This window comes from Bradyrhizobium pachyrhizi (assembly GCF_029714545.1).
In the GTDB taxonomy this organism is placed as follows: Bacteria; Pseudomonadota; Alphaproteobacteria; order Rhizobiales; family Xanthobacteraceae; genus Bradyrhizobium; species Bradyrhizobium pachyrhizi.
In genome coordinates, this window is sequence record NZ_CP121667.1 from 5,250,310 (window position 1) to 5,262,470 (window position 12,161).

Consider the following 12,161-nt stretch of genomic DNA (forward strand, 5'->3'; position numbering starts at 1 on the left):
ATGTGGGAACTTGCTGTACCCGTCGTTATTGGCGTCATCGTCATCCTCGTTATCGGTCTCCTGTTCGCAAAGCTCTACAAGCGCTCGACACGCGACGAGGCCTATGTTCGCACCGGCCTCGGCGGCCAGAAGGTGGTGCTCGACGGCGGCTCGCTCGTGCTGCCGATCTTCCACTCCACCGCGGCTGTGAACCTGAAAACGCTGCGGCTCGAGGTCGCGCGCGGCGGCCCGGACTCGCTGATCACCAAGGACCGCATGCGCGTCGACATCGGCGCCGAGTTCTATCTGCGCGTCAAACCCGACTCGTCGTCGATCGCGCTCGCGGCGCAGACGCTCGGCAACCGCACCAATGACGCCGCCGAGCTGCGCGAACTGGTCGAGGCCAAGTTCGTCGACGGCCTGCGCTCGGTCGCCGCGACCATGAACCTCGAGGAATTGCAGGAGCAGCGCGCGACCTTCGTCAAGGCGGTGCAGGACGCCGTCGGCGCCGACATCCAGAACAACGGTCTCGAGCTTGAATCAGTGTCGCTGACAAAGCTCGACCAGAGCGACATCAAGCACTTCAACCCGAGCAATTTCTTCGATGCGCACGGCCTGACCACGCTGACCAAGATCACCAAGGAGCGTGAGCAGGAGCGCAACCAGATCGTCCGTACCACCGAGGTCAACATCGCCCAGCAGGACCTGGTGGCGCGGCAGACCACGCTGACGATCGAAAGCACCAAGCGCGAGGCCGAGCTCGCCCAGCAGCGCGACATCGCCAACAAGACCGCCGCGATGCGCGCGCAGACGGCGCAGGTCGAACAGACCGCGCTGCAAAACGAGGCCGAATACCGCATCCAGCAGGAGCTCGCGGTCGCCAACAAGCAGACCGAGGCCAATCAGGCCCGCGACACCCGCAAGATCGAGGCCGATCTCGCGGTCAAGCGCCGCAACACCGAGATGGAGCGCGACCTTCAGATCGTGGCGCAGGAAAGCGCCATCGCGGTCGCGGCCAAGAGCAAGGAGCAGTCGGAGGCCCAGACCATCGCCGAGACCGCGCGCGCCGTCGCGATCGCCGCCGAGGAAAAGGTCACCACCGCCCGCGCCACCGAGATCGCCGAGCGCGACAAGATCATCAACGTGATCGCGGCGCGCAAGGCGGCCGAGACCGACGCGATGCCGATAACTGTCATGGCCGAGGCCGAACGCCAGGCCGCCGCCAACAAGGCGGAAGCCACCAACGTGCTCGCCAAGGCCGATGCGGCCGCCGCCACCACCCGCGCTGCCGGCGTCAAGGCGCTCGGCCAGGCCGAAGCCGAGGTCGCGACCATGAAGGCGGAGGCGCGCAACAGGCTGAGCGCCGACATGATCGCCTACGATCTCAACCTCGCGCGGATCAACGTGATCCCGAGCGCGCTCGCCGAGGCGGTGAAGCCGATCGAGAAGATTTCCGACATCCGGATCTTCGACACCGGCAGCATGCTCGGCCGCGGCGGCGCCAACGGCCATGCCAACGGCAATGGCGGTCTCGGGCTCGGCGACGGCCTCGCCGCGCAATTGCTGTCGGTCTCGGCGTTCAAGCCGATGATCGACAAGATCCTCTCGGAGGCGGGCTTCCCCGCAGGGCCCGACGCCATGACCAACCTATTGAGTGCGCTGCGTGCCACTCAAGCGGAAGTGCCGGCCCCGTCCGTCGACAGTCCGGCAACGCCGCCGACCACCATATCGGGATCCGGCCACGCGACGCTTGGCCCGAGGTCGTAGCACAGCGCAGGCGCGATCACGGGCCAACTCGCTTGCGATCCCAATCCTCGATGGCATAGTCAGGTTGTGAACATCGCATCGGCAAGGCCCGCCCTCCCCGGCGGGCCTTTTGCTTGGCGTTGTCGGGAAACGGGTGGGATCGGACGCCCGCCAACCACACACTATGGCCAGATCGAATCTCCCAAGGGTTTTGCCATGTCCGCCGATACGCCTCGCCTGCCGGCCACCTTCAATCGCCTGGCCTGGTCCAATCTCGCCGCGCAATCGGCCGAACAGATTGCGCTTGCGGCTGCGCCGATCGTCGCCGTGCTGCTGCTCGGCGTCGGCGAAGGCCAGACTGGCCTGTTGCAGACCGCGCTGACGCTGCCCTTCATCCTGTTTGCGATCCCCGCCGGCCTCTTGGCCGACCGCGTGTCGCGGCGCTGGGTAATGGCGGGCTCCGAAGCGCTGCGCGCGGTCGCGCTTGCCGCGATCCTGCTGTTGCTGTGGCTCGGCCTGATGACGCTGCCGCTGCTCGCTTTGCTCGGCTTCATCGCGGTCTGCGGCACGGTTGCCTATAGCGTCGCTGCGCCGGCGCTGGTCCCCTCGCTGGTGACGTCACAGCAATTGCCGGCGGCGAACGCCCGCATCGAGCTCGCGCGTACCGTCGCGTTCGCCAGCGGCCCCGCGCTCGGCGGCGTGCTGGTCGGCTGGGTCGGGGCTGCGCCCGCATTCGGCTTTGCCGCGGCATTGTCGGCGATCGCGGTCGTGCTGCTCGCCGGCATCTACGAGCCGGCGCGCCAGCCTGCCCCGCGGCGCCATCCCTTGCAGGACATCAAGGAGGGCGCCGCCTTCGTGATGCACCACGCCTTGCTGCGGCCGGTGTTCATCACCCAGTTCATCTTCAACACCGCGTCGTTCCTGCTGCTCGCCGTGTTCGTGCCCTATGCGGTGCGTCATCTCGGGCTCAGCGCGACCGGTGTCGGCGCCACGCTTGCGATGTACGGCGTCGGCATGGTGGTCGGTGCGCTGTTCGCGACCCGCGTGATGAAGCGGCTGGCGTTCGGCACCGTGATCGGGCTCGGCCCGGTTACCGGCTTCGTCGCCGCAGCCGTGATGGCGCTGACGACCTGGATTGCGACGCCGCTGCTCGCGGGCCTCAGCTTCTTCCTGCTCGGCGTCGGCCCGATCCTGTGGGTGATCTCGACCACCACGCTGCGGCAGTCGGTGACGCCGCCCTCGCTGCTCGGCCGCGTCTCGGCGATCAACATCATGAGTTACGGCGCGCGCCCGCTCGGCTCCGCGCTCGGCGCCGTCGTCGGCGGCCTCTACGGCGCTGAAGCCTGCCTCTATCTCGCGGCCGCGATCTTCGCCGCCCAGGCGCTGGTGATCCTGATGTCGCCCGCAGTGTCGTTGACGCGGCAGCCCGACATGGTCGGCGAACCCGCGCGCTGCTGATCAGCTCGCCAGGTACCGCTCGTATTTGCCGCCGACGACCTCGTCGGCGGCAATCGCCGGATCCAGCGTGTAGAGATCCTGCGCATGGCCGATGCCGCGCAGCACGAAGCGGCCGGTGGAGACCAGATAGTTGCGGCCGGCGGCGTCGAGCCCGGTGCGAAAGTCCGTCGAGGTCAGCAGCTCGCGGTCGACCGAGGCGCACATCGAGGCGATCCGGCTGACCTCGTTGACGGCCGGTCCGACCACCGTGAAATCCAGCCGGTCCTCGCTGCCGATATTGCCGTAGAACACCTGTCCGACATGGAGCCCGACATAGGCCGTGGTGGTCGGCCGGCCCTCGTTCTCGCGGCGATCGTTCAGCACGCGGATGTTATGTCGGAATCTGTGCTCGGCCCGCAGCGCGGCCCGCTTCGCGCCTGCGACGTTCTCGCCGGTGAACATCGCCAGCACGCCGTCGCCGATCAGCTTCAGCACCTCGCCGCCGGCGTCATGGATCGCGTCGATCGAGGCCTGCGCATAGTCGTTGAGGAACGGAATGATCTCGTCCGGGCCGATGCGTTCGCTGATCGCGGTGGAGCCGCGCACGTCGGAGTACCACAGCACGGCCTTGATCTTCTCGGTGATGCCGCGCTGCATGCGTCCGCGCAGCACCTGCTCCGCGGTGTCGCGGCCGAGATAGACCCGTCCGAGCGTGCGGGCGATCTCGACCTGGGCGGCCGACTTGATCGCGAGCCCGAGCACCGGCACCAGGTCGCGCAGCGCCGCCATGTGGCTCTCGTCGAACCCGTCCGAATGGCGGGTGGTGTAGTAGGAGTAGAAGCAGTCCATCTCGCCGATCGTGCCGGCCTCGCCGAAGCGATGCACGAAGGCGGCGAAATGCTTGTGGCCCTTTTCGGCCAGTTCGCCGATCATCGAGAAATCGTGCGAGGTGTCGGCGAGATCGATCACTATCTCGTCATGGCCGTTTTCGAGCATGTGATAGAAGGCCGACCGCCGCCAGGTCTGGCTGGCCTCGCCGGTGCTGGTCGAGCCGTATTCGAAGATGTCGGCCTCGTTGCTCTCGCCGTCGTTCCAGCGGAAACCGCGTCCCTCGAAGATCGGATGCAGGGTATCGATGAAGACGATCGCCCGCGACAGCGGCATGCCCGCGGCCCGGCAGCGCTCGCAGAAACCGCGCAGCAGGTCGTTTTCCGGCAGGCCCGTCAGACCCTGGCGGACCAGCCAATTCATGAGGCGCAAACGGGGCGTCAGTTCCATAAGCTGGATTATGCCGGGCAATTGGTGCGGGAGGAAGGGCTGGTCGTCGCGTGACAGATGCGAACGCCAATGCGGCATTGCAAGGCCGCCCGCCTCACCATTTCGCGCGGAACACGGCCGCCGAATGGTGCCAATTCCGCTTCCTTTTGTCCGAGCCTTCGCGCACAACAGCGCATGGACAACGACGCTGGCCCGCCAAACCCGATCCGACGCCTCATGCAATGGGCGATCACCCCGCCGCAATCCTATGGAGTCTATCTTGTCGGTCTTATCCTGGTGTTCGTCCTGTCGTTCTACGCCGGCACGCTGAAGCCGACGCACTCGCCTGCCCCGCCGGCGGCAACGCCTGCCGCCCTGCGCAGCTGATCAGACCGCTTTGGTTTCCGACGTCGCGATCCAGATCCCGGCGAAGACCGCGATCAGGCCGACGACCAGATTGGTCGTGATCGGCTCGCCGACCAGTTGCTTCGCAAGCAGCCCGGCGGCGATCGGATTGACCGTCATGGTGTTGGCGACGCGGGTCGGCGAGGCCCGCTCGAGCGCCAGCACCCACAGGATGAAGGCCAGCGCGCCGCCGGCTATGCCGAGATAGAGCCCCGCGATCCATTGCGACGCGCCGAACTCGCGCAGCGTCGCCAGGCTGCCAGTGAACGATCCCACCGCCACCAGCGCCGCCGCGCCGGCGCCCATGCCGACGGCAAGGAAACCGAGCGCGCTGGAGCGGCGGATGAACGGCCGCGACAACACGTTGTAGAAGGCCATGCAGAGCACCGCGGCGGCCATGATCAGTTCGCCGCGCCAGGCGCCCACTGGCGCCGCGGCCAGCCCGGATGCCAGCGCCGCCGCCACGCCGAGCACCGCGATCGAGACCCCGATCGATTTGCGCATCGTCAGCGGCTCGATGCCGAGCATGGCGCCGACCACCATGGTGGAGAGCGGCAAGGTCGCCAGCGCCAGGCTGGCGCGCGCCGCCGTCGTGTAGGACATCGCGAGATTATAGAGCACGAAGAACACGCCGAAGAAGGCGACGCCGAGCGCCGCGACCGCCGGCAGGTCTTCACGCCGCGGCCACTTCGCCCCGAGCAGGATCGCCGCCGGAAGCACGCAGAGAAAGCCGATCGCCCAGCGCAGGATCGCCAGTGTGATCGGGTCGGCATTGCCCGCCAGGTAACGGGTGATCGCCGCGGCGGTGCCGCCGAGGCAGCTCGAGACCAGTGCAATCGCAACGCCGATCCACTCGCCCATCCCGATCCCCATGCGTTTTCGGTTCGCTTGTGGCATCTTGCCCGGCGAGATCATTTCGGCAACTACTTCACAGGTATTTATGTCGCAGCAGCGCGATTTTGCAGCCAGCCTGCGCTGGTGGCGGCAGCGTAAGGGGCACTCGCAACTCGAGCTCGCCGGGCGCGCGGATATCTCGCAGCGCCATCTCAGCTTCCTCGAGCTCGGCCGCGCCGCACCGAGCCGCGACATGGTGATCCGGCTTGCCGCAGCGCTCGACGTGCCGTTGCGCCAGCAGAACGCGCTCTTGGTCGCGGCCGGCTTCGCGCCGGTGTGGCGGCAAACCGACCTTGCCGCGCCGGAGCTCGCCCAGATCCGCTACGCACTCGATTTCATGTTGGCACAGCAGGAGCCCTTCCCGGCGGTCGTGGTCGACCGGCACTGGAACCTGCTGCTCGCCAATTCGGGCGCGGGGCAGCTGGTGGAATTCCTGGTCGGGCCACTGGTATCAGGCACGGCGGTCAATCTCGCCGACGCACTGGTCGCGCCCGGCGTGTTGCGCCCCTATCTCACCAACTGGACCGAGGTTGCCGGCTACTTCGTCCGCAGCGTCGAGGCCGATGCGGCCGCCGACGGCACCACCGCGACGGCGGATTTGCTCAAGCGCCTGCTGGCCTATGACGGTGTCGAGGCCGCGTTGGCCGCACCGGCAGGGCCCGCATCCGGGCCGGTGCTGCCGATGCTGTTTCGCAAGGGCGACCTCAGCCTGCAATTGTTCACCACGATCGCGACGCTGGGGACGCCCCAGGACGTCACGCTGCAGGAGCTGCGCATCGAAAGCTTCTTTCCGATGGACGAGGAGACCGCGCAGATTTTTCGAAACTGGTCGAAAGTGAACGCCGCCAAGGCGGCTCAATCATAGAAGTCCGGCGACAGCTTCAGCCCGTCGCGCTGCGCCTTGTCGTGGTTGATCCAGAGCTGCGCCTTCTCTTTCGTCAGCGTATCGGCGATCTTCTGCATCGAGGCCAGGGTCTGCTCCTTGCTCGCGTTCATGCTCGGCGCGCGCCGATTGTCCCAATTATCCCTGAAGTGAACGGCATCGCCGGTCAGCACGATCGCACCGGTCTTCGGCAGTTTCACCAGCAGCGACTGGTGGCCGGGCGTGTGGCCCGGCGTCGACAGGATGGTGACGCTGCCGTCGCCGAACACGTCGCGGTCGCCTTCGAGCTTCGTCACGGGATGCTCGGGCTTGAAGCGCGGCGCGTTGTTGGCGCCCGGCCATTCATATTCCGCCTTCTGCACATACAGCATCGCGGCCGGGAACAGCTCGACATTGCCGATGTGATCGGGATGGGTGTGCGACACGGCGATCGCCTTGATGTCCGACGGCTTGACGCCGAGCTGGTCGAGCTGCGCGGCGAGCGTCTTCGGCCGCCGCCAGGTGACCGCCTTGGGGTCGGCCGGCGCAAGGCCGTTTGGCATTGCCGCCACCGCGTCGGGAATCCCGGTGTCCCACAGGAACCAGCCCTGGGCGTGCTTGATCAGGTAGCAATTGTCGACGAAGTCCATCGACTTGCCTTCATTGACGCCGGGCGACCAGCGCGAAATGTCGCCTGCAACGCCTTCACCGCAGTTGAGGATGTAGAGCTTCTCGACGCCGGATTTCGCCGGCTCGGCGTCCGCATGCGGCAGCGCGCCTACGGCGAAGAACAACATTGCAAGACCGATTGCCTTCTTCACATCGCCCTCCGTTGATCACGCCGGCCATTCGCGCGGTCGCAATGTGCCGTGTCGTGGCCGCCCTTGGAAGACGTGGACATGGGCCGAGCGATCAATTGAATGCGAGTGCGTGGCGGCTGCGTCGGCTAGACCATTTCCGCCGGCGCCAGCCGGCAGGTCTCGCTGCTGATCTCGACCTGCAGCGTCGCGTGGTGGATGCTGAACCGCTCCGAGAGCTCGGCGCAGACATGATGCAGGAAGACATCGTCGTGTCCGCCGGGCCGCACCAGATGCGCGGTCAGCGCGGTCTCGCTGGTGCTCATCGCCCAGATGTGCAGGTCGTGGACCTCGGTGACGCCTTCGAGCGCGGCGAGATAGTCCCTCACCTGCTTGAGATCGATTCCCTTCGGCACTGCGTCGAGCGCGAGGTTGACACTGTCGCGGGCGAGCTCCCAGCCGCTCAGCAGCACCACCACGGCGATGACCAGGCTGATCGCCGGATCGAGCCACTGCCAGCCAGTCGCCATGATCAGCAGTGCGGCGATCACGACGCCGAGCGAGACGCCGGCATCCGCCGCCATGTGCAGATAGGCGCCGCGGACATTGAGGTCGCTGTCGCGGCCGCGCATGAACAGCAACGCGGTGCCGCCATTGATCAGGATGCCGAGCGCCGCGACCCAGACCACGGTCCAGCTTGCGACCTCCGCCGGTTCGCGCAAACGGTTGATGGCCTCGACCGCGATGCCGCCGACCGCGATCAGGAGCAACCCGGCATTGAACAGCGCCGCCAGGATCGAGGCGCGACGGTAGCCATAGGTGTGGGTATCGGTCGGCCGCCTGCCGGCGAGCCATGCCCCGCCCCAGGCCAGCAGCAGCGCGATGACGTCGGAGAAATTGTGAACCGCGTCGGAGACCAGCGCCAGCGAGTTGGCGGAATAGCCGAAGATCAGCTCCGCGACGACGAAGGCGGTGTTCAGCGACGCGCCGACCGCAAAGGCCGTGCCGAAACTGTCGGGCGCGTGGCTGTGCCCGGCATGGGAATGCCCGGCATGTCCGTGAGAATGACCGCTGTGGTCGTGATTGTTCGCCATGGCAACCGTCGCCCGATGTCGTCGGCGACGGTTATAGCGCGGTGAAATGTGGATACTATCACACCGCGCACTGAGCCCCCCGTAGCCCGGATGGAGCGCAGCGCAATCCGGGATCACTGGTGATCCGGCGCGAAATCCCGGATTTCGCTTCGCTTCATCCGGGCTACCGCACGACTACTCCACGCCGCGATTGAACTTGTTCGACTTCGGCAGGCCGTGGGCGAGCCGGCCGGCGTCGGCGCGGTTGCCGCGCCAATCGGCCAGTTCCTTCATGGTCATGCTGTGCTCGCGGCCGGCGGAATCCTTCCAGCTCAGGCCGGCCTTGGCGTCGAACACCGCAACGTCAGACAGCGACGCGCTGGTGTATTTCTGCAGCCGCACGCCGCGGCCGCGCGCCATCTCCGGCACCTGGTCGAGGCCGAACAGCACCATCTTGTGGTTGGTGCCGATCACCGCAACGGTGTCGCCATTCACAGTGGTGATCGCGCGGGCCTCGTTCGGCATCTCGACGTTGAGCACCTGCTTGCCCTTGCGGGTGTTGCCGACGCAGTCCTCTTCCTTGACGATGAAGCCCTGCCCCTCGCTGCTCGCGATCAGGAACTTGCGCTCGCCCTTGTTGACGAACAGCGAGATGATCGCGGCGTCCTGCTCGAGATCGATGAACATGCGGATCGGCTCGCCATGGCCGCGGCCGCCCGGCAGTTTTGCCACGTCGAGCGAGTAGAACTTGCCGTTGGTCGCGAACAGCAGCAGCTTCGAGGTGGTCTCGGCAAAGAACGAGTGCTCGAGCTTGTCGTCGGTCTTGAAGGCAAGCCCCGAGAGATCCTCGACATGGCCCTTCAGCGTCCGCACCCAGCCCTTCTCCGATATCACGACGGTGCAGGGCTCGCGCTCGACGAGGGCTTCCTCGATCGCGGCGAGGTCATGCTCGGGCGCATCGGCGAAGGTGGTGCGTCGCTTGCCGAGCGGCGTCTTCGGTCCGAAGATGTCGCGGACCTTGCGGACCTGATCGCCGACCTTGGCCCATTGCTCGGTCTCGGAGCCAAGCAGGCCCTCGATGCCCTTCAGCTCCTTGCGAAGATCCTTGTCCTCGGTGCGGATCTCCATCTCCTCCAGCCGGCGCAGATTGCGCAAGCGCATGTTGAGGATGGCATCGGCCTGGATCTCTGTGAGGTTGAAGGTCTTCATCAAGACCGGCTTCGGCTCGTCCTCGGTCCGGATGATCTTGATCACCTTGTCGAGGTTCAGATAGGCGACGAGGTGGCCGCCCAGCACTTCCAGGCGGTGCTCGATCTGGGTCTTGCGGAATTTGGTCCGCCGGACGAGCACGTCGCGCAGATGGTCGAGCCATTCGCGCAGGCACTCGGCAAGGCCGACCACCTTGGGGATGCGGCCTTTGATCAGCACGTTGAGGTTCAGCGAGATCTTGCTTTCCAGCTCGGTCAGCCGGAATAGCGACTCCATCATCAGCGCCGGATCGACGGTGCGCGATTTCGGCTCGATCACGAGCCGCACGTCCTCGGCCGACTCGTCACGGACGTCGGCGACCAGCGGCAGCTTCTTCTCGTTGATGAGCTCGGCGATCTTCTCGACGATCCGCGACTTCTGCACCAGCCACGGGATTTCGGTGACGACGACCACCCAGGTGCCGCGGGCTCCCTCCTCCTGGATCCAGCGCGAACGGGTGCGGAACGAGCCGCGCCCCGTGGTGTAGGCCTCGACGATCGCTTCCTTGGAATCGACCACGATGCCGCCGGTCGGGAAGTCCGGACCCTTCACCCACTTCAGCAGCGCCTTCGACTTGGCGTCGGGCTTCTCGATCAGATGCAGCGCGGCGTCGCAGAGTTCGGCGGCGTTGTGCGGCGGGATCGAGGTCGCCATGCCGACCGCGATGCCCTGCGCGCCGTTGGCGAGCAGGTTCGGGAAGCCGCCCGGCAGCACCACCGGCTCTTTCGACTGGCCGTCATAGTTGAGGCGAAACTCGACGCCGTCCTCGTCGATGCCTTCGAGCAAGAGGCGCGCGACCTCGGTCATGCGCGCTTCGGTGTAGCGGTAGGCGGCCGGGTTGTCGCCGTCGATATTGCCGAAATTGCCCTGGCCGTCGACCAGCGGGTAGCGCGAGGAGAAATCCTGCGCCAGGCGCACCATGGCGTCATAGATCGCCTGGTCACCATGCGGATGGAACGAGCCCATCACGTCGCCGACGATCTTGGCCGACTTCTTGAACGCGGCGCGCGGGTCGAGCCCGAGCAGGTCCATGCCGTAGAGGATGCGCCGGTGCACCGGCTTCAGCCCGTCGCGGGCGTCCGGCAGCGCGCGATGCATGATCGTCGAGAGCGCATAGGCGAGATAGCGCTCCTCGAGCGCATCACGCAGCGGCACCTCGTGAATTTCGGCCGGCTCTTCCGGCGGTATCTGTCGTTTTCCCATGGGGAGGCGTTAAACCTTGGCGCTGAATCGGGCAAGCCGCGAATCAGCGGGAATTTAAGGCCCGAATCGGCCTTACGGAACTGCGCTCCGGCCCCGCCGCCTCGTCACGGCATTGATAAATCCGTCGCGGGCGTCGGAATGGCCCTGGCCGCGGGGCTCCAGCACGTGGCGGAGCAGGAACAGGCCGGTGATCTGGAAACCGTCGAGCAGGTCCTGGTCCGACCAGCTGTTGGCGCCGCCCTCGCCTTCGCGCAGGAACGCCGGCAGCGGCAACAGCCGGTCGCGCCACGGCTCGCCGGCGGCGCGTGACACCGCGCCGCCGGATTTCGGCGACACGTAGATCAGGTCGGTGGTCTCCCCGCTGGCCGCGCAGTTTTCCAGGTCGAGCCCGAAGCCGAGCTCAGTCAGCATCGCGAGCTCGAACCGGATCAGGTGCACGGCGGCAACGCCGGCGTCCTCGAAATCGTCGAGCGTCCCCTGCAGCATCCAGTAGATGTCCTCATGCGGATCGCGCTCCGGCAGCAGCCGGGCCAGCGCCGCCAGATGCGTGACGCCATAGACCGCATGCGACGAGCCGAGCAGCGTCGCCGCCCGCAGCCGCGTGCCCTCCAGCGCATACATGCCGAGATGCTCGTCGAGCCGCGCCCGCCACACCGCGGTGACGCTGTTGCCGGGCTGCAGCAGCGGCCGCATCCGCGAGCTGGCGCCGCCGCGCACCAGGCCGAGATGGCGGCCGTGCTCGCGCGTCAACAGCTCGACAATGGCGGAGGATTCGCCATGCCGCCGCACGCCCAGCACGATGCCTTCGTCGCTCCATTCCATGTGCGGAGTCTAGCAGGATTCCGCGGATGAACGCAGCTTTCCTCGCGCGTCATTCGCTACGCGTTGAACCAGCCCCGCGCGTCGCCGGTGAAGGAATAATACAGCCCGGCCGTGGTCAGGATGCATGACACCACCTCGATGGCGCTGTCGATCTCCATGCCCCTTGCGCCGATGACCTGCACCAGGGACATCACCGACAAGACGAGCACCGCGAGCAGCGCCCAGCGCGGCCAGTTCTTGCGGTGCTGCGCGGCAAGCCGGACGAAATACATCAGGAGCAGGATCATGCAGCCGGCCGTCAGGGTCTCACCCATGATCACCTGCTCGGTCTTCAGGACGGTCGGCGTGCGGTCCTGGAACGCCACCGACAGCGCATCCAGCGTCAGCGACAGATAGAGCAGAACCTCAAACCACAGCACATTTCTGGGCACGTTCATG

General features: G+C 66.5%; 11 protein-coding genes. 4 read left to right on the forward strand and 7 right to left on the reverse strand.

The genetic code is table 11. The features are described from left to right. Together QA639_RS24720 and QA639_RS24725 are read left to right on the forward strand one after the other, a co-directional pair. Window positions 1–1,746, forward strand: a complete 1,746-nt coding sequence (locus QA639_RS24720) for a flotillin family protein (protein ID WP_050384939.1) — start codon at window positions 1–3, stop codon at window positions 1,744–1,746. 195 nt (window positions 1,747–1,941) lie between these two features. Further along, the gene (locus QA639_RS24725) at window positions 1,942–3,183 is read left to right on the forward strand and encodes an MFS transporter (protein WP_283087580.1); all 1,242 of its coding nucleotides are present in this window, start codon (window positions 1,942–1,944) and stop codon (window positions 3,181–3,183) included. Here QA639_RS24725 and QA639_RS24730 read toward each other — a convergent pair whose 3' ends face one another. After that, window positions 3,184–4,440: an adenylate/guanylate cyclase domain-containing protein gene (locus QA639_RS24730; RefSeq protein ID WP_157341005.1), complete on the reverse strand. Its 1,257-nt coding sequence runs from the start codon at window positions 4,438–4,440 to the stop codon at window positions 3,184–3,186. It lies immediately after the preceding gene. 174 nt (window positions 4,441–4,614) lie between these two features. On the opposite strand from QA639_RS24730, the gene QA639_RS24735 reads away from it, so the two are divergent. Continuing rightward, entirely contained in the window at window positions 4,615–4,806 is a 192-nt protein-coding gene (locus QA639_RS24735; protein ID WP_283087581.1) for a hypothetical protein, read from the forward strand. On the opposite strand, the gene QA639_RS24740 is transcribed toward QA639_RS24735, so the two are convergent. Further along, the gene (locus tag QA639_RS24740) at window positions 4,807–5,685 is read right to left on the reverse strand and encodes a DMT family transporter (RefSeq protein WP_283087582.1); all 879 of its coding nucleotides are present in this window, start codon (window positions 5,683–5,685) and stop codon (window positions 4,807–4,809) included. A 79-nt stretch (window positions 5,686–5,764) separates the two neighbouring features. Here QA639_RS24740 and QA639_RS24745 point away from each other — a divergent pair, with 79 nt between their 5' ends. Further along, window positions 5,765–6,583, forward strand: coding sequence for a helix-turn-helix domain-containing protein (locus QA639_RS24745; protein ID WP_157340999.1), 819 nt, complete (start codon window positions 5,765–5,767; stop codon window positions 6,581–6,583). Here QA639_RS24745 and QA639_RS24750 read toward each other — a convergent pair. From QA639_RS24750 to QA639_RS24770, 5 genes are all read right to left on the reverse strand, one after another. Further along, window positions 6,574–7,377, reverse strand: a complete 804-nt coding sequence (locus QA639_RS24750; RefSeq protein WP_283090620.1) for an N-acyl homoserine lactonase family protein — start codon at window positions 7,375–7,377, stop codon at window positions 6,574–6,576. The genes QA639_RS24745 and QA639_RS24750 overlap by 10 nt on opposite strands. 149 nt (window positions 7,378–7,526) lie before the next feature. Next, complete coding sequence (locus tag QA639_RS24755; protein WP_283087583.1) at window positions 7,527–8,471, reverse strand: cation diffusion facilitator family transporter; 945 nt, start codon at window positions 8,469–8,471, stop codon at window positions 7,527–7,529. A 174-nt stretch (window positions 8,472–8,645) separates the two neighbouring features. Continuing rightward, window positions 8,646–10,901, reverse strand: a complete 2,256-nt coding sequence (gene parC, locus QA639_RS24760) for a DNA topoisomerase IV subunit A (RefSeq protein ID WP_283087584.1) — start codon at window positions 10,899–10,901, stop codon at window positions 8,646–8,648. A 72-nt stretch (window positions 10,902–10,973) separates the two neighbouring features. Further along, window positions 10,974–11,723 (reverse strand): DNA repair protein RecO, encoded by a 750-nt coding sequence (recO, locus tag QA639_RS24765; RefSeq protein WP_157340993.1) that lies wholly within the window; start codon window positions 11,721–11,723, stop codon window positions 10,974–10,976. Between the two features lie 56 nt (window positions 11,724–11,779). Continuing rightward, entirely contained in the window at window positions 11,780–12,160 is a 381-nt protein-coding gene (locus QA639_RS24770) for a hypothetical protein (RefSeq protein WP_028333841.1), read from the reverse strand. Between the last annotated feature and the right edge of the window lies 1 nt (window position 12,161).

Excerpts from the sequence above, each read along its gene's own strand:
- QA639_RS24720 (WP_050384939.1), top strand. The coding sequence starts at position 1 with ATGTGGGAACTTGCTGTACCCGTCGTTATTGGCGTCATCGTCATCCTC.
- QA639_RS24725 (WP_283087580.1), top strand. The coding sequence starts at position 1,942 with ATGTCCGCCGATACGCCTCGCCTGCCGGCCACCTTCAATCGCCTGGCC.
- QA639_RS24730 (WP_157341005.1), bottom strand. The coding sequence starts at position 4,440 with ATGGAACTGACGCCCCGTTTGCGCCTCATGAATTGGCTGGTCCGCCAG.
- QA639_RS24735 (WP_283087581.1), top strand. The coding sequence starts at position 4,615 with ATGGACAACGACGCTGGCCCGCCAAACCCGATCCGACGCCTCATGCAA.
- QA639_RS24740 (WP_283087582.1), bottom strand. The coding sequence starts at position 5,685 with ATGGGCGAGTGGATCGGCGTTGCGATTGCACTGGTCTCGAGCTGCCTC.
- QA639_RS24745 (WP_157340999.1), top strand. The coding sequence starts at position 5,765 with ATGTCGCAGCAGCGCGATTTTGCAGCCAGCCTGCGCTGGTGGCGGCAG.
- QA639_RS24750 (WP_283090620.1), bottom strand. The coding sequence starts at position 7,377 with ATGTTGTTCTTCGCCGTAGGCGCGCTGCCGCATGCGGACGCCGAGCCG.
- QA639_RS24755 (WP_283087583.1), bottom strand. The coding sequence starts at position 8,471 with ATGGCGAACAATCACGACCACAGCGGTCATTCTCACGGACATGCCGGG.
- parC (WP_283087584.1), bottom strand. The coding sequence starts at position 10,901 with ATGGGAAAACGACAGATACCGCCGGAAGAGCCGGCCGAAATTCACGAG.
- recO (WP_157340993.1), bottom strand. The coding sequence starts at position 11,723 with ATGGAATGGAGCGACGAAGGCATCGTGCTGGGCGTGCGGCGGCATGGC.
- QA639_RS24770 (WP_028333841.1), bottom strand. The coding sequence starts at position 12,160 with ATGAACGTGCCCAGAAATGTGCTGTGGTTTGAGGTTCTGCTCTATCTG.